Below are 22,302 nucleotides of genomic sequence, written 5' to 3' on the forward strand. Positions count from 1 at the left end.
AATATGATCGGGTATCGTTATCGCAGAGACCGGCAAATTCTGTGTTCAGCCCTGGCCTTTATCGCCATGATTGCGACAGGCATTTACTTGCAACCCGGTTTCCGCCCATTGACCGCGGAGGTTTCCGGGGACAAAGCGCTGGTTGCCTTTTTAACGCCGCTGCTTAAAGGCGCGCACGGTCACGTCGCCGCCGCGCTCATCACCCCAGATGGCGTTCGCTATGGCCTCTGGGGCGCTGATTACGCCAGGCAATATGAGATTGGCAGCCTGACCAAAACCATGACCGCCAGCCTGCTGATCGATGCCATCCAGCGCGGAGAAGTCACGCCAACGACGCGGGTCGGCGAGCTGGTGCCGGAACTTGTCGGTCCGGCGAGGGACATCACCCTCGAGGAGCTGGTATCGCATCGATCCGGTTTGCCGCCGTTCGCCGCTTCGCTTACGCAAAAAATCGCCATGCTGACCGCCATCGTTAGGCGAGAAAATCCGTGGCGCTACGACCGCGAGGACCTGCCGAAAATGATTAATCTGGCGCGGATACCGACGGTTAAAATTTTCGATTATTCCAATTCGGGGTTTGCACTGCTGGGGTTGGCGCTGGAACGCGCCTCGCACCGGCCCTTCGCACAATTGCTGGAACAGCGCCTCTTTGCGCCGATCGCGATGAGTCATTCACTCGTGGCGCAAGAGACGACGCCGCCGGATGCAGCGTTTGCTCCGGGCTGGTCAGCTTCCGGTTTACGCGAAGCACCGTGGATTTCAAACGCTTTCTCGCCCGCGGCCGGGGTACGTTCCACCATTGCCGATATGACGAAATACGCCCAGGCGCTTTTGGCGGGAAAACTGGCCGGAAGCCAGGGCATGACGCCGCGGTTTGCGACCGACGATCCCGACTCACGGGTAGGCTATTCATGGTTCACCACCCAAATCAAGGGGCGGGATATCATCTGGCACGACGGTCAGTCAGCGGGCTATGCCGCCGTCATGGTCTTCGACCCCGAGCGTAAAATCGCCGTCGTAATCCTCTCGGATACCGCCTGGTCTGTAATTGCGCCAGCCATCAAACTCCTGCTCTCCACGCCATCCGCCGTTAAGGAAAACCAATGAACTGGATTAATATGCTGTGGGCGATATTGACGCTACTGTCAGTGGTGGTCTTTATTTCCGGAAGCGGGTTCGCGCAGCGCAAAATACGCTTTATTAATTATGTTCTCTTTACGTTCATCGTTATTTATATTGCCGAGTCATTACAAACGATCGATAACCTCAGCAAGCCAGGCTATCTGATGCGGATGTTGACCTGGACAATACAGGCGTCGTTTATCGCCATCAGTCTGTTCGATGTCTGGCAGCGTCCGTGGTTTCACGTCCCGACCCGCCGGGCGGCCGGTCTGCACGTTGTCTTATCTCTGATACTTATGTCATGCTTAGGCGTGCTGTTTCTGTAATCGCGCCATTGTTCAGGAAGGTTAAAGGTGAAAAACACTCGCAACAAACTTAGTCTGTTCTTACTGGCTGGAATATTACGGCTATTTTTTATTCTGGCCCTTATTACGCCTGCGTGGATCTATTTTACCGGCGAATCGTATTTCCTCGCGAATATGCTGCAATTTGCCGAGGTTCCGCTCGGTAATGAAAGCGGTCTGACGGCACCAACTTTTAAACTGCTGGCGCTGCTGGTGCTTCTCTATTTACCCGCAGGGTTGTTCGCGTGGGCAATCTGGCAGGGGATCCGCGTCACTCAATACGTCAGAAAGCGCACCATTCTGAGCCTCGACCTGGCGCTGAGGGTACGCAAAATAGCGCTGGCGATGCTGGGGATGGGGATCCTGCTGCCGCTGTTTCGCTTCCTGGTGCCGCTGGTTTTTTACTGGCCGCACCCCTACACCCAGATCGTTCTTTTGCTGAGCGATTTTGTTCTGCTGCTGACGGGCGGCTTGTTATTTGTGACGTTTCACTCCATGCTCGAAGGGATCAGAGCGGAAAATGAGAATAAGGAGTTCATCTGACTATGGCGGTAGTGGTTAACCTGGACAAATTGCTGGTGGAGAGAAAAATGACGTCCAGAGCGCTGGCGGTCTACGTAGGAATTACCGAGCAGAACCTGTCTTTGCTTAAATCCGGAAAGGTGAAAGGCATCCGCTTCGATACGCTGGCAAAAATCTGCCAGGCGCTGGAGTGCCAGCCAGGCGATATTCTCGCCTGGGAGGCGGATTAACGTCCTTTTTCGATCGTGCAGGTCCACTGCGGGCTCATACTGCTCTGGCTGGTGGCGATTTGCAGCGACAGGCTGGCGTCAAGGGTATGCGTGACGCTGTATTCAAGCACCACATCATCCAGATCGCGGGCCACCCGTTCAATTCGAAACAGCGGCACACCCGGTTTAATATTTAACAATCCTGCCGTGCGGCTATCGCAGCACACCGGCGTATAGCGCTCCGTGGCGTTGGCCGGTGAGTAACCGAACGTTTCCCGCAGCTGCTTATACAGCGATCGGCTGCCGTCCACGTGGCTAAGATCGTTATAGATACGGCCATTGAGCCACGTCAGCACATGGCCAACCGGCCGATCTCCCTGCACTAACAACCGTTCCAGGCGCATCAGCTGGCAGCCTAAATCCAGCCCCATTTGCTCCGCCACCTGGCGGTCGGCCATGGTCGAAATCAGCGACAGAACTTCCACGGCTATCTCGCCCGGCGGGGCAAAGGTCGTCAGTACATCCGGGAGGTCGGTGTAGTATTTCTGCAGCGCATCGCGGTTGATAAACGTCCCTTTACCCTGCTCGCGGTACACCATGCCAATACTGGCCAGCGAATCTATCGCCTGTTTAATGGTGCCGCGCGCCACCTTAAACTCCCCGGCGAGCAGCAGTTCGCCCGGGAGCTTATCGTCATAGGTAAAAGAGAGGATCCGCTGCAGGATAACGTCTTTTATCCTTAAATAGAGAGGGAGTCCATCCGACTCAAACATACTTGTGCTCCAACTCAGAGGTAGTGTATCTGGCTCCTGTAAGCGCTAAGTATATCCTGATTTATCGCCTGATTACCGTCTATGTTTGCGCTGGCGAGAATGGGCGGTATATGCTCATTTTCCAGCATGATTTCGCATATCCGTAATACCAGGCTGTTGGCGATGGCAGCGCCCATGATGGTAGAGAGCGGTGCGGCTTTTTGCGCCATCCCCGGCAGGCTCACCGCCGCATCGCCATACTCGCAGTGGTTATCAATGGTGATATCGGCCACATCCACCAGCAGTTTGCCGCTGGAGTGGCGAGAGGTCACGCGCGCCGCCGTCGCCAGGCTGGTAATCGCGATAACCTTTGCGCCGCAGGCTTTCGCCGCCAGCGCGACGTCAATGGTAATGGCATTCCGCCCGGAAACCGAGTGGATCAGCAGCGTATCTTCAGCCCTTAGCGGCGACTGCTCCACCAGTACCCGGCCGAGGTTTTCCACATTTTCCACCGCGCTGGTGAGGGTTAACGGCCTGACGTTAAGCATTAGCGCAGGGGTAAAAAGCGGATTGATGATGGCCAGACCGCCCGCGCGATAGCTCATCTCCTCCGCCAGAATCCCGGCGTGGCTGGCGCCAAAGACGAAGATGTTGCGCTGCCCCATAATGCTGTGGGACATGATTTCCGCCGCCCGGGTGAGTTCATCGGGGCGCTGCTCAAGAAAAGCCAGCTTCTGGCGGATCTGACTGTAGTACTGTTTCAGTGCCTGACTCATAGACTTCCTCCCGATATCAGAACGCCAGCAGGCGGGTTAAAAGATGAATGACCGGCGCGAGGACAAACATATCGCTGTCGCCTGCCCATAGCGCGGTATCCGGGATCGTATGGTCGATAAAGCCGGTGACGCAGAAATACTGCCCCCAGGCGACCACGGTGGAGGTGATAAACCCCGCCAGCAGCGCGCCTTTATAGCCTCCGGTAATATTGCCGAAGACCCCCGCCGTCCCGGCGTGAAAGAAAATCACGATCATGCTGGGAATAAAGACGTAGCCGGTATAGCGGCCGATCAGGGTCAGCCACAGCAGCGAGCCGACAAAAGCGCCGACAAACCCCAGCACCACCGCGTTTGGCGCAAAGTTAAACAGTATCGGGCAATCCAGCGCCGGTTTTGCGCCGGGGACCAGCCGCGAGCCGATGCCGTTAAACGCCGGCACCATTTCGCCAATAAACATCCGTACGCCAAGCAGCACCACGGCGATGCCGCCGGTAAACATCAGCGATTGTTTGAGGGCATAAATGTAGAAACTCAGGTCGCCCGATTGCGCCAGGATCTCCGCCGCTTTCGGCGTGCCTTTTATCTGCAGAATAAAGGTGCCAATAAAGAACAACAGCGCCATGGTTAACGCGGTCACCACGTTGGAATCGCGCAGAAAACCAAGTTTTTTAGGAACTTTAATATCCTCGGAGCTGATTTTGTTGCGGGCAAATATCTGGCCGAAAATCGCCCCCAGCAGCGCGACCGAGGCGGAAGTATGCCCCAGCGCCACGTTGTCGTTACCGGTGATTTTCCGCACCCAGGGCTGAACCAGCGCGGGCTGTAGGGTCCAGTAGAGCCCCATAATCACCGTTAGCATCAGCGTCAGCTGCACCGCTGAAATAGCGGGCTCGGTGTTCACCATCACCCCGGCAAAGATCATCGTCGTCCAGAACATCATATGTCCTGTCAGGTAGATGTATTTAAAGCGCGTCAGCCGGGCCAGCAGCAAATTAATGGCGAATCCGCCGGCAATGGCGATGGTCACGCTGCTGCCGTAGCGTTCGCTGAAGCGCGCCTGGCCAATAATATTGGTCAGGTTCATCGAGCTTAGCCCGAAGACTTCGGTCCAGATCGGTTGAAATATCAGCAGCGCGGAAACGATAATCCCGGCCCCCGCGCCGATGATCAGAAAGCCCAGAATGCCCTTCAGGGTGCCGGACACAATGTCCGCCAGCGATTTCTTTTGCAGCACCAGGCCCAGCAGCACAATCAGGCCAATTAAGATCGACGCTTCACCAAATATATTGATGGTGATCCAGCGTAGCACGCCAAGAAACTCGCTCATGACGGCTCTCCCGCGGGCAGAATGTTCGCCTGGGTCAGCGCCGCAGTAATTTCGGCGTTATCGATATAGTTGTTCACCACCACCACCGGACAGGACAGATGCTTAAGGTTATCTATCAGTTCCGCGTTGGTTATCACTACATCGGCGTTGGCCGACGCGGCGGAAGAGACATCCATATGTTCCACGGAGGCCTGAATCCCGTGCTGTTTTAACACCGCCTCAACGTTCATTTTTAAAATCAGGCTGGAGCCCATACCTAAACCACAGACTGTCAGAATTTTCATCGCTATTCACTCCGTGTTAATCACGCTACAAACGCTGCGAGCCGCTGGCTAGCAACTGATAAAGTTGTTCTGGGTCGCGAGAATGCATCAGGGTATGCAGGTTATTTTCATCGCTGAGTACGGTCACGATATGCTGGATAAGGTGGATATGCGCATCGCTGCTGGTTGCCGACAACCCCAGCACCACCTGTACCGGATCGTTTTCCGCATGACCAAACGCCAGCGGTTCGTGCAGCCTGATCGCGCTGATCTGCGCTTTCCTCGCCCCCTGCTCCGGGCGGGCATGCGGCAACGCCAGTCCGGGGGCAATGACAAAATAGGGGCCCAGCTCGCGGTAGCTATCGACCATTGCCTGGACGTACTGCGGGCTGCAGGCTCCCGCGCGACACAGCGCCTCCCCCGCCTCGCGGATGGCCTCTTCCGGGCAGTTGGCCGCACAGTCGACGTTTATTGCCTGACGATCAATCATAAGAGGCTCCTTGCGCTAAATGCTGGCGGATGGAAACCAGCGTGGTTTCCAGCGCACGCTGGACAAACGCGCGCCCTTTATCTTCACTGGCGGCAGTCGGATCGCCCAGCACCGCATAATCAGAGAACGCGGTCCAGGGTATCGGCTGATAGCGAAAATTCTGCGGAAAATCAGGATAGTGTTGGCGAGCTTCTGTCATGTTGACGAATTCCGGCGCCAGCGCCAGCATCAATGAAGTCTCGATTTCGTCGGCATGCATATAACCGGGATAAGCCACCGCCGAGGTTTGCCGCTTTTTTACCTCCTCATCCATCCCCGCCCAGCTGTAGCCAAGCAGCGTGATGCCCTGCTCCTTAAGCTGGCGGGAAGCGGCTTTAATGGCGTCGAAATTACCGTAATGCGCGTTAATCACCGCCGTGGTGGTGATACCGTAGCTGGCCATGTTTTCCGCCAGCGACACCAGCAGCGAGGTCAGCCGTCCATTACCGATATCAATCGCGCCCGCGTGGCCGCGCAGGGACCAGACCTGGCTGTAGGAAACAACCGGCAGGCTCAGGGCGCACTCGCCCAACTGTTCATCAATCAGCGCGCAGAACCGCTCGGCGAGCAGGTTATCGGTGTCCAGCGGCAGGTGGTCGCCGTGCGGTTCGACGGCGCCGAGCGGCAATAAGGCTATCCGCGCCTTTTGTAGCGCCCGCCGGGCCTCGCGTTCGTTTAAATGATGCAGCTTCATCACGCCTCCTCAGGCAAAAGCGAGGTAACGAGCCGGGTTGTCGACGAAGAAATCGTGCAGCAGCGCTTCGCCGTCAAATCCAGCTTCCCGCGCCTCTTCAAGGAATCTTGGTCGCCAGTCGCTAAGGATAAACTTCAGCCCCAGTCCCCCCTTGCTGTAGTGGGCGCTCATTGATTTACGGGCAAAATCACCGCCGATTAAGATCTGTTTTTGATAACCCCGCTGGCACAGGGCCAGGATGGCCTGGGTGCGGATATGCTCAGGGTGATATTTGATGCGGCTGATACCGTCGAAAGAGAGAAACGCCCCGGTGTTGGCGATCTGACGGTGCAGCCATGGATCGGGGTTGCGATCCATATGGGCAAAACATAAGCGGGATAAATCCAGCCCCCATTTTTTGAAGATCCGCGCCTGCTCGAGTCCCATCGTCCCCATTTCCGTATGGCTGTGCATCGGCGCGCCGGTGCGCTGCTGGGCGCGAACGATAACCTCCATGGTTTTTTCTTCCAGCGGGGAAATGGCGTTATAGCCGGTGCCGCATTTCACCACGCCGGCCCGATGTTCGGTGCCCTCTATCCCCTCAGTGACCTCGCGACAGACGTGTTCAACCAGTTCATCAACCTCTGAATGTTCAATCCATTCGGCAAAAGTCTGCGCTGAGCCCGGCCGCTTGCTGCTCCAGAGAAAACCTTTGTTGAAACCAGCGGTGGCGATGATATGCAGCTGCTGGCGCTGCGCCATGGCGGCGACGGCTGCAGCCTGACGACCATAGTCCGGCGCGGTGGCGTCATAGATGGCGCTGCCTCCCGCCTCACGAAAGTCGCTTAATTCACGCTCTGATGCCTGCGGATCGTCGAGTAACAGATCGTCATCCTGACGCTCGGCCCAATAGGGCGGAATACAGTAGATATGGTCGTGGCTGTAGGTGACGCCCAGCTGATGAGCGGAAATATCCCCGTTTAACGTTCGAATGATGCCCATGTTACTTGCTCCCAGGAACGGATAAGAAGGTGCTTTCAACATAGGTCCACCCCACTTGACCAGTCAAGTGATCAAGTTCGCATCAATCATATTAAATTCTTATCTGTGAGCTAGGTCGACATTAACATTTATGTGACGTTGTCACATAAATAGATTCGGGCTAAAAAAACCGTTACTCATGGAAAAACATACGTATTCCGGTTGAGGTAATTAAATTTATGTTACTTAAATTCAATGGGATACACACTCACAAAGCCAATGCATTCCTGACTAATAATCCATGGCTTTGATTAAAATGTTTAATTGAATGAATCGACAAAAAGAGTATTGTTAAAAACAATGATGAGCGGAGATAAATAAATGTTACGAGATTTTTTGAAGGTAGAAAAAGAGGATCGTCTGGTGGAACAGCAGGACGCTAGTAGCGGTAAAGCGAATTCAACCGATGTCACCGAGTGGATTATTGTAAATAAAAACGGTGATAAAAAAGGCCGGGTGGCGTTATTCAATCAATTTACCACCCGTCGTTCCTATTGCGTGAATTACCGCATCACCCAGTTTGATAATAGCGGCAAAGTGGTTGTCGACCGGCTGGCGGAATCAATCTGATCCCGGGAATCGTTATCACGCCTGTGTTCCGCGCCTTTAGCCCGGCCCGTCGCTGGCGGCGGCCAGCAGCGGCACAATCACATCGCTGAGCGGCGTGGGAATATGGTAAATACGACCATACCGCTGCACGACTCCGTTGCGAATATCCCACTCTAGCGGCAGCCCGGCCTCGCGGTCGGTGAGGATTGAGGTACTTAAGTCCGGAGGCGCGCGATGGAAACCGGCGAGAATTTCCTGCACTACGCCATCGTCCAGGCTGGCGCCTGCGGCGCGCGCCACCGTCAGTCCTTCCTGCAGATAGGCTAAAGCCAGCGCCGTGATATCATCGCGGGCAAACATCCCTGCCCGCCTCCCCGTCAGCACCATCAGACCAGCGACCGCATTCTGCAGCAGTTTGCGCCACGCAACGGAGAGGAAATCAGCGCTGACGTCCACTTCACAGCGGGTGTCCCGTAGCGCATGCTTCACCCGTTCAGCCCCCTGAACATCGGGCAGCGTCAGCCGCGGTTTCGCCCGCAGCCAGACTGACGCTTCCGGTTCACGCTGTGCCGGGAACCAGACGACCGATGGCAGCACGGTCGCTTCCGCGACGTAAGGCGCGAACTGCGTCTTTTGTTCAACGCCGTTCTGGAGCACGCATACAACCGTGCGATCGTGGCAGAGCGCTTTCAGCCACGGCGCAATCGCCGCAATTTGCGTTGCTTTTACCGCCACAAAGACCAGGTCTACCGGCGCGGCGACCGATGCTGGTTCCGTCACGACGGGGCCCGGCACCACAATCTTCCCGCCATCGAAACGCAGCGACAGCTGCGGGTGCGCACGGCGGCCGCATACCAGAGGCGTACGGCCTACCTCGTGCAGCGCAGCGGCGATGGTGGTACCAATTGCGCCCGGGCCTATCAGCGCAATGGTAGGTTCTTCAACTGTCATCTATGCCTCCAGGCCGCTTCCGGCCCCTAAGATTTCATGGGTACGTAACATAAACGCGACTTCGTTCGCATTACCATTTTTTTCATATGGGTAATCTGAATGTGTGTGTCAGCGTACACACTTATCACCATCAACAAGGAAGGTACATGTTTCCAGAATACAGAGAGCTAATTTCTCGATTGAAAACCACGCACCCGCGCTTTCAGTCGCTATTCGAAAAACATAATGCACTCGATCACGACATTTCCCGCATAGAAGGCGTCGACGGTAAAGGATACAGTCTCGAGCTCGTACATATGAAGAAAGAAAAACTTCTGTTGAAGGATGAAATGCTGAAAATCCTCCAGCATGAAAGCCTGAATCAGGTCTGATATGTGTGCAAGGCCGCCGGGTGGCGGCCTTTTTTATCCCGCAGCTACGCGCGGATAAACGCCAGCAGATCGGCGTTAATGACATCGGCGTGCGAGGTATGCATACCGTGCGGAAAGCCGGGGTAAATTTTTAGCTGGCTGTTCGGCAGCAGCTTATCCTGCAGTATGGCGGCGTTTTGATAAGGCACAACCTGATCGTCATCGCCCTGCAGCACCAGTACCGGCAGCGTAATGGCTTTTAAATCCTCGGTCTGGTCGGTTTCAGAAAACGCCTTAATTCCATCATAATGCGCCTTCGCGCTGCCGGTCATGCCCTGCCGCCACCAGTTCTGAATGGTGCCCTGGGACACCTCCGCGCCATCGCGGTTAAAGCCATAGAACGGACCGGACGCCACGTCGAGATAAAACTGCGAGCGGTTGGCGGCGAGCGCTTTGCGAAAACCATCAAATACCTCGATTGGCGTACCGCCAGGATTGCTCTCCGTTTTTACCATCAGCGGCGGAACCGCGCTGATAAGCACTGCTTTAGCCACTCGTCCATGCGGCTGACCATACTGCGCAACGTAGCGCGCGACCTGCCCGCCGCCGGTGGAATGCCCGATATGCACGGCATTATGCAGATCCAGATGCTCCACCACCGCTGACGCATCGGCGGCATAATGGTCCATATCATGACCTTCACTGACCTGATCGGAACGACCGTGACCGCGTCGGTCAATCGCAATCACCCGGAAGCCTTCTGCCAGGAAAAACAGCATCTGGTTATCCCAATCATCGGCGCTTAAGGGCCAGCCATGATGAAATACGATTGGCTGCGCCTCCTTCGGGCCCCAGTCTTTAAAGAAGATATTGACGCCGTCTTTGGTTGTCACAAATGCCATGTTACAAACTCCTCTATAGAGAAAACAAGGCTGCGGGCCTGACGCCTGCAGTTGGTCGGGGGTAAAGGCTGGATGTTCTGTTCGGTGACGATAGTGTCTCGTTAGGTTTGAAAATGACCTGGCTGGAAAAGTGTAGATGATTTTCGCCGATACGGGTGGCCGGTTGACAGATAATCCTCAGCGGACAGCAATAGCTGCGGCAGAATGGGATATCGCGACGCAATGAAGCTGTCCATATCCTGGACAGCTTCATTCATCATACTGAAGTGAAAAAACGATCGGTTTAATTTACGCGCTGCGCCTACTCAGCAGACCGGCGGATAGTCACCATCGCAGCGCCCGGCTGGTCAAGCGATTTAAGCCCCTCGACCACCCGGCCAAGCTTTACCAGCCCCGGCGAGTGGCGAAAATCCTCGCGAAAAATGGCCAGATTGCCCCACGGCGCGTAATAGGCGATGTCGCCGCGCCGTGGGGTCATTGAAGCACCAGAATCCGCACGGCGCAGTTTCGTCGGCAGCCAGGCGATCTTTTCCGTTGAACCATAATCCTCAAGCTTCACCGTCATCGGCAGCTGCGCCAGGAACGCATTAGCCGCAGCGCTCTCATCCAGCAAGCCGACGACCGTGACACCTTTAAATACAAACTCAATCTTCACCGCGTTCTCCCTGCCGGCGGCGGATGCCGCGCCCGTCATCATGATCAAAATGGATAGCACCGCACCGAGCGTTTTCAGCATCCGCTCACCCTACCAGGCCGCGAGCGCGCAGGACTTCACTGACCACCGCTACTGCTGAAAAGGCGTTTGGCCAGCCGGCGTAGAAAGCGGCATGCGCAACGACCTCTCCCGCCTCTTCCGCGGTGAGGCCGTTATCCATCGCCCGGTTAAGGTGGTAGCCAATTTGCGCGCTTTGCCCGGCGGCAATCAGCGCGCTGACCGTCACCAGGCTGCGGTCGCGCGGCTTCAGCCCCGGTCGCTGCCACAGGTCAAGAAACAGCGGTTGCGTCGTAAACTTCACCAGTCCAGGGGAAATCGCGCCGAAGTTCTGTTCTACGGTTGTTGAACGCTGGTTTTCCACCGCCTGATTAAGAGGGAGTAGCTCCGGGGAGGCAGCAGCCAACTGCTCGCGTCCAATACCGCGCGCAAGAAAAATATCTTTCATCACCGCAACGGCGGACATCGCGCTGGGCCAGCCGGAATAAAAAGCCAGATGAGTGACGATCTCAGAGATTTCAGCCGCTGTGACCCCGTTATTCAGGGCAAGATCAACGTAATGTTTTAGCTCCGCAGGCTGGTGACGGGCGATAAGGATCGCGACGGTCACGATGCTGCGATCGCGGCGCGAGAGTTCGTTTCGCGCCCAAAGATCCTCTGTCAACACCTCGTTACCGAAACGGGCAAGCGCCGGCGCGACGGATTGAACATCTTCAACGGACAACAGGGTTGGGCTAAATGGCGCCATTTTTTTACCTCTTTTTTCTTCAGCCAGGACGGGAGCGCCCAGCATCAACGACATGGCGGCAGCGGCAATAAAAGCTTTCACGATAAATTCCTCATCGGCATATTAATTCGTCAGCCTTTCCACCAGCTGGCGCTGGTACTCAGGAAGCCGGCTGCGGCTGGCATTCTCAAAAGCCAGCGGGGGAAGCCAGGTCATGCCCGCGTGCAACGCGCTGGCCTTCATCGGCGTAAAGACGTCGGCCAGGCTAACGCCGATCCGCCCGGACTCGCCGTAGGTGGATTCGCCTCCCGCGGCCGTCGTGACGATCATCATCTCTTTGCCCTGCCATATTCCCGGCCCTACGCTGCCCCAGGTATCGTTCAGCCAGGCCTTCATCATCGGCGTGATGTTGAACCAGTGGGTCGGGAAAATAAAAACGACGCGCGCGTGTTCCCGCATAAGCCGTCGCTCTTCATCGGCATTGATGTTTCGGCTGTCAAAGCCGTAAAGCGCTTCGAGATTGCGTACGGTCACGCCGGGCACGCTTCGCGCAGCGTCCTCCAGACCGTTGGTCATGACCGATTGGCCAGGATAAGGATGAGAGACAATAACCAGCGTGTGAGCCTCTGCGGCACGGCTGGCAGGGGTAAAGCTAAACAGAAACGCGGTGACGGCCAAAAGCCAGAACAGACCGGGAATACAGCGGTAAGAATAGTTCATCAAACTCTCCTTCTCTTTTGCCACAGGGTAAGGCGCGGAATAAGAAGGAGCCAGCCCTCGCTATCGAATGGGGCTGTGAGTTATTTTCATCAATCGGGCTACAGACCCAGCGGTTTCATTTCCCGCACAAGGGAGATTAACAGGCGCAGCCCGGTGGGCACCTGATGACGGCTTGAGTAATAGATATAGAATCCCGGTCCGTATGAGGCCCAGTCAGTCAGCACCAGACGCAGGCGCCCTGCGCTGACGTGCTCTGCTATCAGCGGTTCTGGCAAGTACATCAGGCCGAACCCCTGCAGAATGGCCACCACGCCCGTCTCCGCCAGATCGACCGTTAACAGCGGCGGCACTTTGACGGTGAGCTGCTCTTCGCCACGCTCAAACTCCCATTTATAAATCCGGTTATTTCCCAGACGATTGCTGACGCAGCGGTGCTGGTGAAGATCGTTGGGATGCAGGGGCTCGCCAAAGCGGGCAAGATATTCCGGGGATGCCGCGACCACCCAGCGTACATCGGCGGACAGACGCTGCGCCACCATATCTTCCGGCACGGTTCCGCCATAGCGGATCCCTGCGTCAAACCGCGCTTCCGTCACGTCAACAATGCGGTTGCTGGCCACGATATCCAGCTCAATATCGGGGTAACGTTCAGCAAAAACAGGCAGGATCGGGGCCAGCAGCAGCGTGGCCGCCTCAACGGCGACGTTGAGACGAATATGACCCGCCGGCGAATCGCGGAAGGGGTTGAGCTGTTCAATCGCGACATCGATTGAAGCGAGCGGCTCGCTTACCGCGTTGACCAGGCTTTCACCGGCCGCCGTCAGAGAAACGCTTTTGGTCGTGCGGTTCAGCAGACGCACGCCCAGCCGCGCCTCAAATCCCTTGATAGCGTGGCTCAGCGTCGATGCGCTCACCCCAAGTTCAACGGCAGCTTTACTAAAATTCTGATGGCGTGCGATGGCGCAAAAATAGATAAGGTCGGCCATATCGGCACGGTTCAAATTCATACGGCCTCGCTAACGTGGTAAAAGATAAGCTAAAAAAACGGTACCTTAATGTGATGCCGCATCGCGGCGATCGTCCGCGAAGGAAAATCACAGACCAGGATGCACGAGTAACCTGCCGGGCAGGTAGGTTTATACTACAGGCTTCAGCCCTGATAAACTGTCCATCCGACCGGAGATAAACCCAATTTATCCGCCAGAGGCGCATTTATGTTACCTGATTGCGATAAAGCCATCGTCCTGCTGCATGAAATCTACGGCATCAATGCGCATATTCAGCGAACCGCCGCGACCTGGCGCAGCCGCGGCTTCGATACGTACACGCCAGCGCTTTTTTCTCACTCTACGCCGTTCGCCTATGAGCAGCAGGAGCAGGCCTGGCGCCACTTTTCTGATAACGTCGGATTTGATACCGCCGCCATTGTGTCACTGCTGGCCGAGCTTAGAGCGAAATACGGCACGCTAATCCTTATCGGCTACAGCGTGGGCGCCACCTTAGCCTGGCTGGCCGCGAGGAGCGGACTCTGCGACGCCGCGGTATGCCATTATGGATCGCGGATCCGCCTTTACAGCGACGTTGCGCCCCCCTGCCCGACGCTTGTCATCATCGCCCGTAATGAACCGGCGTTCGATCCCTGCGTTATGCAAAACGAGCTGGAGAAAATTCCCTCCGTGACCTGCCGGATGTTCAATGCGCAGCACGGTTTTTGCGATGCCGACAGCCCGGCATGGGACGCGCGCCTCGCTCAGCAGGCAGACGAGGTCACGCTGCGGTTTTTAACGCTTATTCAGCAAACACAGGAGGCCTAATGCATCAGGTATTTCACTGGATTAACGAACCCGCGACATGGTCGCAAGACGAAGGCGTACTCAGCGTAGTCACCGATGCGCAAACCGACTTCTGGCGCGAAACCTGGTACGGATTTGAACGCTTCTCCGGCCATGTCTACGCAACGGAGGCCGTAGCGGATTTCACCTTTCAGGTGCGGGTCCGCGCCGATTTCAGCACCCTGTATGACCAGGCGGGGCTCATACTTATGCAGGACGCACAAAGCTGGCTCAAGGCCGGTATAGAGTACAACGACGGCGCGCCCGCTATCGGCAGCGTACTGACACAGGGAAAATCAGACTGGGCGACCGGTGTTTTTCCAGGCGACCCCGGAGAGTTCTGGCTGCGCCTGACCCGTCGGGGGGAAGCGCTGCGCCTGCAGTACTCTACTGATGGCCGTCAGTGGCCGCTGCTGCGGCTGTGTCCCTTTCCCCGCGGAACGGTAAAGATCGGCGTCATGTGCTGCACGCCGCAGCGTAGCGGACTACGGGTTAATTTCCACGATATAGCGCTGCTGCCGCCAAACGAGAAAGATCTGCACGACCTGAGCTGAGTCGCCGCCCCACGCGCAAGGCAAAATCGCGGAATAATCGCGATGAAGGTATGATTTTTAGCTCTCGGGCCTGCATGACCTTCTCCTTGCTGCTAGATTGGCATCGACCTTCAAACCAACAATGAGGAGGAGCCATGTTTTCTTACATCATGCTCGGCACTAACGATCTGCCACGCGCGATTCGTTTTTACGATCCGTTGATGGAGATGCTGGGGCATCCGCAGAGCGGTCGGAGCGATGAAGGCGCATCGTGGGGGACATTCAGCGGAAACCGCACCATCGGGCTGTGCGTTGGCAAACCGTTCAACCAACAGCGAGCGACGACGGGTAACGGCGTGATGGTGGCCCTGAACGCTCGTTCGGTTGAGCATATTCAGCAGTTGCATCAGCTGGCGCTGAATCTCGGGGGAACAGATGAAGGCGCCCCTGGCCACCGCCCGCAGTACGGTGAAGGTTTCCACAGCGCCTATGTCAGAGATCCGGACGGCAATAAGCTGGCGTTTGTGTATTACGCAAACGCAGGCTAAGCCCGCAGACCGGCAAGTAAAGGCAGGGTTAGCGCATGAGCGCATGGCGAAACCCTGCGCGTTGCTGAATATCGCGCCGGGCCCGAGCCGCCAGGTTCCGCCTGTTTCGCCTTCGGCGCTCATCAGTCATTCACGGCGCACCCACGAGAAAAGCATTTTTCAGCCCGTTGCCGTACAGCTGGGGTCGTCTCTGACTCAGCCTTCAGTAAACATTCCCGACGTAAACGCCGCCCGCATCGCTTCGATCTCGCCCGCCTGCGTCGCGTTTAATGCCGCCAGCATATTGCAGGTAAAATCCACAAAACCAACCCCATTGGCGGTCACCAGGTTGCCATCACGAACTGAAGGCACGTTTCGGTAGCGCGCAGCGCCGCTGTAGGCGGAGCCTGCTCTGTTCTGCAGGTAGGCCAGCCCGTTCGAGGTGTGGTCGACATCATTGAGAAAGCCGTGCGCGCCGAGGAATGCCGAAGCGTCGCATATCGCGCCAACCACGATCTGCCGGGCCAGCGCTTGCTCTACCAGCGGCACCACCCGCCGGGCCTCCTCCCCCCACCAGTTCATACCGCCCACCAGCACCAGCGCGGCGTAATCATCGGGTATCGTCTCGAAGGTATAATCCGGCAGGCAACGGACCCCGCCAATAGACATCACCGGCCCCGCATCCGCGGCAACGGTCCTGACATCATACTGCGGCTCCCATATGCCAAATCCCCGTCGCAGCCCTGGCGCCAGCAGGGCAAACTCCCAGTCGGCATACTCCTCGATGAGCACAAACAGCACTTCTTTACGCGTATCCATAAATCTCATTCTCACCCTGGTCAACAGAATCAGCCGTCGCAGCATCCGGCCAGCTCTTCGCTGTCGCGATCGTTACTCTCGCCGTGCCGCCGCTATAAACTGTATAAATGCACAGTAATGAAGGCAAGGTTAATTTTCCCCTTATGGCAATTCGCAGTGATTTTTGCGAGCCTGCTCCCCGGATAGAAACACTACCCGGGGGCATTGGCTATCGTCTTCTGCGCTCCGGGTCTGCAGACAACGGAATACGCCTGTGAGCGAGAAGAACCTCCCTCGTGATGTACAGCGTATATCCTTCCGGCCTCAGTCTGGGCGATCGCAACGCCTTCAGCGTGATGCCGCTGATATCTCCCGACGCAAGGCGTTTACGGACCGCGCTACCGCTAAGGCGCAGCTGACTTCGTAGCACCGACAGCAGGCTGGTCTGAAAGGCCCGCGCAACGATGACCTCCACTCTCACCTGAGAAGCGCGAACAAGGTTGATTCGCCAGCGCTCCTTGACCACGAATTCAGGCGATCCCGATGGTGACGCGCGATTACGCCGCAGCACCAGCAGATCGTGAGAATAGGCCTCAACGGCAGATTTATCGTTAGCGCTAAATCGCTCGTAGAGCTGCGGATTGATTTTGCTGACCGGTAAACGAGAGAACAGGCTGATGTTCCAGGTATACGCGCAGCGGACGCACTGATAGATACTCCAGACATCGAGCATTTTTTTTTGTGAATTGACCCGGAAGGCGCCGGATGGGGTGAAATCCTGCTGCCCATGACAGGCGGGACAGCGCTTGCTAATCAGCTGGTAGCCCACAGGGCTGACGTTCCATGTGACTTTCATGGTGAACCTTTTTTAACCCATACAAAAGCGGATCCGCCGATAACGGACCGTGATTTTTGCGATGTGAAAAATATTTAATTAATACTTTTCAGTGGGTTAAAAAAAGATTTCCAACACGACTACCCTGTCTTACCGCCAATGGATGGGCCTAAGCGTAACAAAGCGGCTCAGGGTAAAAGTATGCATTAAATCAATAAACACTTGGAATTCATTCATAAACAGCATTGTTTATCTTCTGTTCACAAAACGAGAAGCGGCTCACTGATCAAACAAACCTAAACGTTTATGTTTTGTCTCATAAACGTTTAGGTTAAGGAAATAACCGTTTATATCACGGGTAATTTTCATAATTGCAGAGAGCGAAAAATGCGAAAAGCGACGATGCGGGATGTGAGTGAGGCGACGGGGTTTTCAATGTTCACCGTCTCACGCGCGCTAAACGGTGGCGATGGTGTCGCTGATGATAGCCGGGAGCTGATTTTAAAAGTGGCGCGCGAGCTCGGCTATGTCCCTAACCGTGCGGCACAGGCGCTACGCCGTTCGAGCAGAGATTCGGTAGCGGTGATTACCGCCCATGCGTCGAACTCTTACTACCTCAACCTGATGTCCGGGATTCAGCAGATGCTGCAGCCTTCGCAGTGGACCGTGGTGCTTGGCGATATCGCGGTAAACGGGATCTACGACCGGGCGCAGGAAGATCGCATGATTAACCGCCTGATCGAATCGCGGATGGCCGGGATCATTTCGACGGTGACGCTCCAGCCGGAGAGCCTGAGCCTGCTGGCGAAATGGGATATTCCGGTGGTCTTCGTTGACTCTCCTCCTCGCGGCGAGCACAACTTTCCCAGCGTCACAACCGACAATTACCATGCCAGCCTGCTGGTGGGGAACCATCTGGCGCAGCACGGCTATAAAAACTGGCTGTTGCTGATCTACCCGGACCGCTGGACCACGCGTTTTGAACGTGAGCGCGGGATCCGCGAGGCCGCTGAGCAGTGCGGCGCCATGCTTGAGGTTGTCGAAACGGAGAACGATGCGCAGTCGGCTGCGGACACCCTGAGCCGGTACCTGGACCGGCAGACATCGCTGCCGGACGCGCTAATTGCCGGTAACAACCCTATTCTGCTGGGTTCACTTAAACAGCTTCAGCAGCGCCAGATAGCCATTCCCGGCGATATGGCCCTTATTGCCTATGACGAATTCGACTGGGCGCCGCTATTGAATCCTCCGCTCACGGTGCTCAATGAAAACAGCGAAGAGATTGGCAGACAGTCGGCTGAAATGCTTATCCAGTTAATTAATCCGGAAGCAAAAGGAGAAATTAATACCCAGCGTAAAGTTCCCGCCGAGCTGGTTATTCGCCAGTCCTGCGGCTGTAGAAAATGAATAACCATTAAAAAAGAGATGATTGAGATGGCTGACAACCGGTAGCCCCAACGGCATTGTACGGGCCGACAGACGTTGCTCTTGCGGTTCTGTCCCTCCCGGCCAAAAAGCGGGCTACCCGGTGCGAAACAATTTTGCCGCCACTCTCTCATCATTTTAGCGATGTAAATAACGGCTGAAGTCATCAGTCGCAATTAAAAAAACAACATCAGGGGATTATTTCTGAGGCATCCCCACACCTGGCCGTACGTCATACCACAAGAAAATGAAAGGAGCAGAATATGACCAAACTTCGCAAAGCATGGCTGGCTGTCGCGGTTACCGCGGTAATCACCACCATGACAGGGTTTATTCCCGCAGCCAGCGCCGCGCCGCAGGATGGCAAAAAAATCTCCCGCATCGGCTTAATGGTGCAGGACATGTCCAACCCCTTCTTCTCCGCGATGGAAAGGAACGCTAAGCAGGCCGCGGCGAAAATCGGCGCCACCCTTAACGTCCAGGATGCGCAGGTGGATCTGGCAAACCAGAACACGCAGATTGACGCGTTTATTCAGCAGAAAGTGGATCTCATCATTATTTCCGCCGTCGATGAGTCCGGGATCGAGCCGGCCATTCAGCGCGCAAAAGCCGCCGGAATTATCGTTATTGCGGTCGATACGCCCGCTAAAGGCGCAGACGCGGCGATCATGACCAACGCCATCCAGGCCGGGGAAACCTCCTGCGAATACCTGTTCAGCCAGATGGGCGGCAAAGGCAAAGTGCTGCTGGTGGATGGCACGCCGATTCAGACCATTATCGACCGCATCAAAGGCTGTAAAAACGTCGCACAAAAATACCCGGATATCAAAATTGTCGGCCAGCAGGCATCGCGCAACGACCGCGCTTCCGGCCTGATGGTGACAACCGACATGCTCACGGCCAATCCTGACGTCGCCGGTATTTTCGGCATGAACGATCCTTCCGCGCTCGGCGCGGTGCTGGCCGTTGAACAGGCGGGCAAAGCCGGCGCGATCAAAGTTACCGGCGTCGACGGTAGCCCGGAAGCGGTTGAAGAACTCAAGCGCAGCGGCTCGCCGTTCATCGGCACCGCGACGCAAAACCCGGGAGAAATGGTGCGCCAGGCCATCACGCTGGCTCAGGATATGGTCGACGGCAAACCGATCGCTTCCCGTACCGTTTTAATCCCAAGCGTACTGGTCACCCGCGATAACGTAGGTAGCTATCCGGGTTGGTAATCACATCGTCACTCTAAGAAGCAACAAACGGGATGACCCTCAGGTTCATCCCTGAGGGCAAAGACAATGGCCGACATATCATCACCTCCCTTACTCAGGCTGGAAGGGATTTCAAAACGCTACGGCGCGACGCTCGCGCTGAACAACGTACGCTTTGATTTATTTGCCGGAGAGGTCCATGCCCTGATGGGGGAAAACGGCGCGGGTAAATCCACGCTGATGAAAATCCTCTCCGGAAACGAGCAGCGCGATAGCGGCGTTATTTTTATCGATGGACAAGAGATTGATATTCGCACGCCCCGGGACGCGCGCAAATATGGTATCGCCATTATCCACCAGGAGCTGAACACGGTGCCGGATATGACGGTGGCGGAAAACCTGTTTCTCGGCCAGGAGCCAACCTCTTTCGCCGGGATTCTCGATCGCAAACGGATGCACCGGGAGGCCAGAGAGAAGCTGAATCGGATTAACGCGGATATCGACCCGCAGGCGCCGCTCGGATCATTGAGCATCGGGCGTCAGCAAATGGTGGAGATCGCCCGCGCCGTCAGTGAAAACGCCAAAGTGCTGGTGCTTGATGAGCCGACCGCCGCCCTGTCGCGGGCGGAGACGCTCCAGCTCTATCGATTGATCGCGCAGATGCGCCAGGACGGCGTCGGCATGGTCTACATCTCGCACCGCATGGAAGAGGTATGGCAGCTGGCAAACCGGGTCACGGTCTTCAGGGACGGAACGTGGATCGGCACGGAAAACCTCGGCAACGTCTCAACCACCGATATAGTGCGCATGATGGTCGGCCGGCAAATCGTCGATCTCTATCAGCACGAGCCGCGTACGCCCGGCGACGTCCTGCTGGAAGTCAGGGATCTGGCAGGCAGTGCGACCGGCCCGGTCTCCTTTGAGGTCAGCGCGGGCGAAGTAGTGAGCATGTCCGGTCTGGTGGGCTCCGGGCGAACCGAAGTTGCCCGCCTGCTCTTCGGCGCCGATCCGCGCAGCCAGGGAAGCGTGCGCCTTGCCGGCAGGGAGAGCCAGCCGTCAGACCCCACCGCCGCTATTGCCGACGGTATTGGAATGGTGACCGAAGACCGTAAAACCCAGGGACTGTTTCTCGGTCATTCGGTTGAGCACAACATTGATATCAACTCGCTGGATCACTTTGTCGCCGGCGGCGTGGTTAAACGTAAAACCATCCGCGCTGCCGTCCTGGAGCAGATGCGCAGGCTGCGGCTGCGGGAAAACGCCGTTGAACTGCCCGTCAGCGCCCTGTCCGGCGGAAATCAGCAGAAAGCGGCGCTGGCGCGCTGGCTGCTGCGCGACTCGAGGTTGCTTATCCTCGATGAACCAACCCGCGGCGTGGACATTGGCGCCAAAAGGGAAATTTACGAGCTGATAGACAGACTCGCTCGCGCCGGCAAAGCCATCCTGGTGATCTCTTCCGATTTGCCGGAGGCCATCGGCATCAGCGACCGCGTGCTGGTCATGCGCGGCGGGCGAATCGTCCACCAGATCCCCTCATGTACAGCCACGGAAGAAGAAGTAATGCTGCACGCAACAGGAACCTTTACCAGTCAATCCGGAGAATGCCATGGACAACAATAAACCTGTGACGGAACTGCCGGTCAAAGCGTCGTTTGATTTTGCCAAATGGTGGGACCGGGTGGGGATCTTAATCGTCCTGCTGGTTTTGCTGATCCTCATGTCGACCTTCGCGCCAAACTTCAACCGCGTCGATAATCTGCTGAATATCGCCCGCTCGATTTCCGTCAACGCCATTCTGGCGGCGGGCATGACCTTCGTCATTTTAACCAGCGGTATCGATTTATCCGTCGGGTCGATCGTCGCCGTTTCCGGCGTGGTCTCGGTGGTGGCGACGATGGCCGGGATCCCCGCGCCGCTGGCGATTCTGGCCGGGGTTGGCGTTGGCGCGCTCTGCGGTCTGCTTAACGGCGTGCTCACCGCCTATCTCGCCCTCGCGCCGTTTATCGTCACCCTCGGGACAATGACCTTCCTGCGCGGTATGGCCTACACCATTACTGAAGGGCAGCCTATTGTGTCGAGTAGCCTTAGCTTCCGCGAGCTGGGCAACGGCTATCTTATCGGGATTCCCATCCCGGTCATTATCATGCTGGTGGTTTACCTGCTGGCGTGGTTCATTCTCGAACGCACCCGCTTTGGCCGTCACATTTACGCCGTCGGCGGCAACGCCCAGGCCGCCCGCCTGGCCGGCGTACGGGTCAAGCGCGTGCTGGCGGCGGTGTATATGATTGCTGGCGTCTGCGCGGGCCTGGCGGGCATTATCTTCGCCGCCAGGGTGATTTCCGCCCAGCCTACTGCCGGAACGGGATATGAGCTGGACGCCATTGCGGCCGTTGTCCTGGGAGGTACCAGCCTCGCCGGTGGGCGCGGGCGAATTATCGGCACTCTGATTGGCTCGATAATACTTGGCGTACTCAGTACCGGTCTGATTCTGCTCAGCGTGCCCTTTTTCACCCAACTCTTAATCAAAGGCATCGTCATCATACTCGCCGTGGCGATTGACGGACTGAAGCAGCATCCGGAACTGTTTACCTTCTGGCGGAAAAAAGAGATCGCCCGTCCCCGCTAGCTTTCCCTGACGCTTTGTCTATCCGCCGCATCGGCGGCGGGTTTTCGTTTGCTTAAAATCT

Annotated in this window: 28 protein-coding genes; 13 read left to right on the forward strand and 15 right to left on the reverse strand. The window is 56.5% G+C overall.

Features of this window, described 5'->3' with window-relative positions:
• The first annotated feature begins 3 nt into the window (after positions 1-3).
• From KCG39_RS05390 to KCG39_RS05405, 4 genes are read left to right on the forward strand one after another with little or no spacing between them, the layout of a single operon-like run.
• On the forward strand, positions 4-1,107 hold the full coding sequence (locus KCG39_RS05390) for a serine hydrolase domain-containing protein (protein ID WP_004120200.1): 1,104 nt from the start codon (positions 4-6) through the stop codon (positions 1,105-1,107).
• Entirely contained in the window at positions 1,104-1,448 is a 345-nt protein-coding gene (locus KCG39_RS05395) for a hypothetical protein (protein ID WP_004120199.1), read from the forward strand. The genes KCG39_RS05390 and KCG39_RS05395 overlap by 4 nt, the downstream gene beginning before the upstream one ends.
• A 27-nt stretch (positions 1,449-1,475) precedes the next feature.
• A complete protein-coding gene (locus tag KCG39_RS05400) occupies positions 1,476-2,009 on the forward strand; it encodes a DUF2975 domain-containing protein (RefSeq protein ID WP_004120198.1) in 534 nt (177 codons plus the stop codon).
• 2 nt (positions 2,010-2,011) lie between these two features.
• Positions 2,012-2,218, forward strand: a complete 207-nt coding sequence (locus KCG39_RS05405; RefSeq protein WP_142468285.1) for a helix-turn-helix domain-containing protein — start codon at positions 2,012-2,014, stop codon at positions 2,216-2,218.
• Here KCG39_RS05405 and KCG39_RS05410 read toward each other — a convergent pair.
• Genes KCG39_RS05410 through KCG39_RS05440 form a run of 7 tightly spaced genes read right to left on the reverse strand, consistent with a single transcriptional unit; the run spans position 2,215 to position 7,519 of the window.
• Positions 2,215-2,970 carry a GntR family transcriptional regulator gene (locus tag KCG39_RS05410; RefSeq protein WP_004120189.1) on the reverse strand — a complete coding sequence of 252 codons (756 nt, stop codon included), beginning with the start codon at positions 2,968-2,970 and terminating at the stop codon, positions 2,215-2,217. The genes KCG39_RS05405 and KCG39_RS05410 overlap by 4 nt on opposite strands.
• 14 nt (positions 2,971-2,984) lie before the next feature.
• On the reverse strand, positions 2,985-3,725 hold the full coding sequence (locus KCG39_RS05415; protein ID WP_049115241.1) for a sugar isomerase domain-containing protein: 741 nt from the start codon (positions 3,723-3,725) through the stop codon (positions 2,985-2,987).
• 16 nt (positions 3,726-3,741) lie between these two features.
• Complete coding sequence (locus KCG39_RS05420) at positions 3,742-5,052, reverse strand: PTS ascorbate transporter subunit IIC (protein WP_004120183.1); 1,311 nt, start codon at positions 5,050-5,052, stop codon at positions 3,742-3,744.
• On the reverse strand, positions 5,049-5,336 hold the full coding sequence (locus tag KCG39_RS05425; RefSeq protein WP_004120180.1) for a PTS sugar transporter subunit IIB: 288 nt from the start codon (positions 5,334-5,336) through the stop codon (positions 5,049-5,051). The genes KCG39_RS05420 and KCG39_RS05425 overlap by 4 nt, the downstream gene beginning before the upstream one ends.
• 25 nt (positions 5,337-5,361) lie before the next feature.
• Entirely contained in the window at positions 5,362-5,805 is a 444-nt protein-coding gene (locus tag KCG39_RS05430; RefSeq protein ID WP_049115240.1) for a PTS sugar transporter subunit IIA, read from the reverse strand.
• Positions 5,798-6,538 carry a creatininase family protein gene (locus KCG39_RS05435; RefSeq protein WP_004120173.1) on the reverse strand — a complete coding sequence of 247 codons (741 nt, stop codon included), beginning with the start codon at positions 6,536-6,538 and terminating at the stop codon, positions 5,798-5,800. Before KCG39_RS05435 ends, KCG39_RS05430 begins: the two co-directional genes overlap by 8 nt.
• A gap of 9 nt (positions 6,539-6,547) precedes the next feature.
• A complete protein-coding gene (locus KCG39_RS05440; protein ID WP_142468286.1) occupies positions 6,548-7,519 on the reverse strand; it encodes a phosphotriesterase family protein in 972 nt (323 codons plus the stop codon).
• Positions 7,520-7,879: 360 nt separating this feature from the next.
• On the opposite strand from KCG39_RS05440, the gene KCG39_RS05445 reads away from it, so the two are divergent.
• The gene (locus KCG39_RS05445) at positions 7,880-8,128 is read left to right on the forward strand and encodes a hypothetical protein (protein ID WP_004120166.1); all 249 of its coding nucleotides are present in this window, start codon (positions 7,880-7,882) and stop codon (positions 8,126-8,128) included.
• 36 nt (positions 8,129-8,164) lie between these two features.
• On the opposite strand, the gene KCG39_RS05450 is transcribed toward KCG39_RS05445, so the two are convergent.
• Complete coding sequence (locus KCG39_RS05450) at positions 8,165-9,058, reverse strand: oxidoreductase (RefSeq protein ID WP_004120163.1); 894 nt, start codon at positions 9,056-9,058, stop codon at positions 8,165-8,167.
• A 146-nt stretch (positions 9,059-9,204) separates the two neighbouring features.
• Here KCG39_RS05450 and KCG39_RS05455 point away from each other — a divergent pair, with 146 nt between their 5' ends.
• Positions 9,205-9,429, forward strand: a complete 225-nt coding sequence (locus KCG39_RS05455; RefSeq protein WP_004120160.1) for an HP1242/YdcH family protein — start codon at positions 9,205-9,207, stop codon at positions 9,427-9,429.
• 44 nt (positions 9,430-9,473) lie between these two features.
• Here the strand turns inward: KCG39_RS05455 and KCG39_RS05460 are convergent, their stop codons facing one another.
• The 5 genes from KCG39_RS05460 to KCG39_RS05480 form a co-directional block, all read right to left on the reverse strand.
• Positions 9,474-10,310, reverse strand: a complete 837-nt coding sequence (locus KCG39_RS05460) for an alpha/beta fold hydrolase (RefSeq protein WP_142468287.1) — start codon at positions 10,308-10,310, stop codon at positions 9,474-9,476.
• 301 nt (positions 10,311-10,611) lie between these two features.
• On the reverse strand, positions 10,612-11,046 hold the full coding sequence (locus tag KCG39_RS05465) for a cyclophilin-like fold protein (protein WP_049115236.1): 435 nt from the start codon (positions 11,044-11,046) through the stop codon (positions 10,612-10,614).
• A 4-nt stretch (positions 11,047-11,050) separates the two neighbouring features.
• A complete protein-coding gene (locus KCG39_RS05470) occupies positions 11,051-11,851 on the reverse strand; it encodes a carboxymuconolactone decarboxylase family protein (RefSeq protein WP_142468288.1) in 801 nt (266 codons plus the stop codon).
• Between the two features lie 21 nt (positions 11,852-11,872).
• A complete protein-coding gene (locus KCG39_RS05475; protein WP_004120149.1) occupies positions 11,873-12,469 on the reverse strand; it encodes an NAD(P)H-dependent oxidoreductase in 597 nt (198 codons plus the stop codon).
• 98 nt (positions 12,470-12,567) lie between these two features.
• The gene (locus tag KCG39_RS05480) at positions 12,568-13,476 is read right to left on the reverse strand and encodes a LysR family transcriptional regulator (RefSeq protein ID WP_004120145.1); all 909 of its coding nucleotides are present in this window, start codon (positions 13,474-13,476) and stop codon (positions 12,568-12,570) included.
• Between the two features lie 207 nt (positions 13,477-13,683).
• On the opposite strand from KCG39_RS05480, the gene KCG39_RS05485 reads away from it, so the two are divergent.
• The 3 genes from KCG39_RS05485 to KCG39_RS05495 all read left to right on the forward strand — a co-directional run bounded on the left by KCG39_RS05485 (position 13,684) and on the right by KCG39_RS05495 (position 15,382).
• Positions 13,684-14,283: a dienelactone hydrolase family protein gene (locus tag KCG39_RS05485; protein ID WP_142468289.1), complete on the forward strand. Its 600-nt coding sequence runs from the start codon at positions 13,684-13,686 to the stop codon at positions 14,281-14,283.
• On the forward strand, positions 14,283-14,855 hold the full coding sequence (locus tag KCG39_RS05490) for a DUF1349 domain-containing protein (RefSeq protein WP_142468290.1): 573 nt from the start codon (positions 14,283-14,285) through the stop codon (positions 14,853-14,855). The genes KCG39_RS05485 and KCG39_RS05490 overlap by 1 nt, the downstream gene beginning before the upstream one ends.
• A gap of 134 nt (positions 14,856-14,989) precedes the next feature.
• A complete protein-coding gene (locus KCG39_RS05495) occupies positions 14,990-15,382 on the forward strand; it encodes a VOC family protein (RefSeq protein ID WP_004120137.1) in 393 nt (130 codons plus the stop codon).
• Between the two features lie 195 nt (positions 15,383-15,577).
• Here KCG39_RS05495 and KCG39_RS05500 read toward each other — a convergent pair whose 3' ends face one another.
• Both KCG39_RS05500 and KCG39_RS05505 read right to left on the reverse strand, forming a co-directional pair.
• Complete coding sequence (locus tag KCG39_RS05500; RefSeq protein ID WP_049115228.1) at positions 15,578-16,180, reverse strand: DJ-1/PfpI family protein; 603 nt, start codon at positions 16,178-16,180, stop codon at positions 15,578-15,580.
• Between the two features lie 208 nt (positions 16,181-16,388).
• Positions 16,389-17,015, reverse strand: coding sequence for a DUF1062 domain-containing protein (locus KCG39_RS05505; protein ID WP_142468291.1), 627 nt, complete (start codon positions 17,013-17,015; stop codon positions 16,389-16,391).
• A gap of 366 nt (positions 17,016-17,381) precedes the next feature.
• Between KCG39_RS05505 and KCG39_RS05510 the strand changes: the two genes are divergently transcribed.
• The 4 genes from KCG39_RS05510 to KCG39_RS05525 all read left to right on the forward strand — a co-directional run bounded on the left by KCG39_RS05510 (position 17,382) and on the right by KCG39_RS05525 (position 22,241).
• Complete coding sequence (locus KCG39_RS05510) at positions 17,382-18,401, forward strand: LacI family DNA-binding transcriptional regulator (protein ID WP_211811566.1); 1,020 nt, start codon at positions 17,382-17,384, stop codon at positions 18,399-18,401.
• Between the two features lie 281 nt (positions 18,402-18,682).
• A complete protein-coding gene (locus KCG39_RS05515; RefSeq protein ID WP_004120119.1) occupies positions 18,683-19,636 on the forward strand; it encodes an ABC transporter substrate-binding protein in 954 nt (317 codons plus the stop codon).
• Positions 19,637-19,702: 66 nt separating this feature from the next.
• Positions 19,703-21,235 carry a sugar ABC transporter ATP-binding protein gene (locus KCG39_RS05520; protein ID WP_142468292.1) on the forward strand — a complete coding sequence of 511 codons (1,533 nt, stop codon included), beginning with the start codon at positions 19,703-19,705 and terminating at the stop codon, positions 21,233-21,235.
• Positions 21,222-22,241: an ABC transporter permease subunit gene (locus KCG39_RS05525; protein ID WP_142468293.1), complete on the forward strand. Its 1,020-nt coding sequence runs from the start codon at positions 21,222-21,224 to the stop codon at positions 22,239-22,241. Before KCG39_RS05520 ends, KCG39_RS05525 begins: the two co-directional genes overlap by 14 nt.
• The last annotated feature ends 61 nt before the right edge of the window (positions 22,242-22,302 follow it).

Source organism: Klebsiella pasteurii, assembly GCF_018139045.1.
Lineage (GTDB): Bacteria > Pseudomonadota > Gammaproteobacteria > Enterobacterales > Enterobacteriaceae > Klebsiella > Klebsiella grimontii.

What these genes read in the sequence shown, in the direction of transcription:
- KCG39_RS05415 (WP_049115241.1), bottom strand. Translation starts at nt 3,725, where the DNA reads ATGAGTCAGGCACTGAAACAGTACTACAGTCAGATCCGCCAGAAGCTG.
- KCG39_RS05410 (WP_004120189.1), bottom strand. Translation starts at nt 2,970, where the DNA reads ATGTTTGAGTCGGATGGACTCCCTCTCTATTTAAGGATAAAAGACGTT.
- KCG39_RS05405 (WP_142468285.1), top strand. Translation starts at nt 2,012, where the DNA reads ATGGCGGTAGTGGTTAACCTGGACAAATTGCTGGTGGAGAGAAAAATG.
- KCG39_RS05500 (WP_049115228.1), bottom strand. Translation starts at nt 16,180, where the DNA reads ATGGATACGCGTAAAGAAGTGCTGTTTGTGCTCATCGAGGAGTATGCC.
- KCG39_RS05450 (WP_004120163.1), bottom strand. Translation starts at nt 9,058, where the DNA reads ATGACAGTTGAAGAACCTACCATTGCGCTGATAGGCCCGGGCGCAATT.
- KCG39_RS05455 (WP_004120160.1), top strand. Translation starts at nt 9,205, where the DNA reads ATGTTTCCAGAATACAGAGAGCTAATTTCTCGATTGAAAACCACGCAC.
- KCG39_RS05525 (WP_142468293.1), top strand. Translation starts at nt 21,222, where the DNA reads ATGGACAACAATAAACCTGTGACGGAACTGCCGGTCAAAGCGTCGTTT.
- KCG39_RS05465 (WP_049115236.1), bottom strand. Translation starts at nt 11,046, where the DNA reads ATGCTGAAAACGCTCGGTGCGGTGCTATCCATTTTGATCATGATGACG.
- KCG39_RS05430 (WP_049115240.1), bottom strand. Translation starts at nt 5,805, where the DNA reads ATGATTGATCGTCAGGCAATAAACGTCGACTGTGCGGCCAACTGCCCG.
- KCG39_RS05395 (WP_004120199.1), top strand. Translation starts at nt 1,104, where the DNA reads ATGAACTGGATTAATATGCTGTGGGCGATATTGACGCTACTGTCAGTG.
- KCG39_RS05390 (WP_004120200.1), top strand. Translation starts at nt 4, where the DNA reads ATGATCGGGTATCGTTATCGCAGAGACCGGCAAATTCTGTGTTCAGCC.
- KCG39_RS05440 (WP_142468286.1), bottom strand. Translation starts at nt 7,519, where the DNA reads ATGGGCATCATTCGAACGTTAAACGGGGATATTTCCGCTCATCAGCTG.
- KCG39_RS05505 (WP_142468291.1), bottom strand. Translation starts at nt 17,015, where the DNA reads ATGAAAGTCACATGGAACGTCAGCCCTGTGGGCTACCAGCTGATTAGC.
- KCG39_RS05480 (WP_004120145.1), bottom strand. Translation starts at nt 13,476, where the DNA reads ATGAATTTGAACCGTGCCGATATGGCCGACCTTATCTATTTTTGCGCC.
- KCG39_RS05420 (WP_004120183.1), bottom strand. Translation starts at nt 5,052, where the DNA reads ATGAGCGAGTTTCTTGGCGTGCTACGCTGGATCACCATCAATATATTT.
- KCG39_RS05460 (WP_142468287.1), bottom strand. Translation starts at nt 10,310, where the DNA reads ATGGCATTTGTGACAACCAAAGACGGCGTCAATATCTTCTTTAAAGAC.
- KCG39_RS05490 (WP_142468290.1), top strand. Translation starts at nt 14,283, where the DNA reads ATGCATCAGGTATTTCACTGGATTAACGAACCCGCGACATGGTCGCAA.
- KCG39_RS05475 (WP_004120149.1), bottom strand. Translation starts at nt 12,469, where the DNA reads ATGAACTATTCTTACCGCTGTATTCCCGGTCTGTTCTGGCTTTTGGCC.
- KCG39_RS05425 (WP_004120180.1), bottom strand. Translation starts at nt 5,336, where the DNA reads ATGAAAATTCTGACAGTCTGTGGTTTAGGTATGGGCTCCAGCCTGATT.
- KCG39_RS05485 (WP_142468289.1), top strand. Translation starts at nt 13,684, where the DNA reads ATGTTACCTGATTGCGATAAAGCCATCGTCCTGCTGCATGAAATCTAC.
- KCG39_RS05515 (WP_004120119.1), top strand. Translation starts at nt 18,683, where the DNA reads ATGACCAAACTTCGCAAAGCATGGCTGGCTGTCGCGGTTACCGCGGTA.
- KCG39_RS05445 (WP_004120166.1), top strand. Translation starts at nt 7,880, where the DNA reads ATGTTACGAGATTTTTTGAAGGTAGAAAAAGAGGATCGTCTGGTGGAA.
- KCG39_RS05495 (WP_004120137.1), top strand. Translation starts at nt 14,990, where the DNA reads ATGTTTTCTTACATCATGCTCGGCACTAACGATCTGCCACGCGCGATT.
- KCG39_RS05520 (WP_142468292.1), top strand. Translation starts at nt 19,703, where the DNA reads ATGGCCGACATATCATCACCTCCCTTACTCAGGCTGGAAGGGATTTCA.
- KCG39_RS05510 (WP_211811566.1), top strand. Translation starts at nt 17,382, where the DNA reads ATGCGAAAAGCGACGATGCGGGATGTGAGTGAGGCGACGGGGTTTTCA.
- KCG39_RS05435 (WP_004120173.1), bottom strand. Translation starts at nt 6,538, where the DNA reads ATGAAGCTGCATCATTTAAACGAACGCGAGGCCCGGCGGGCGCTACAA.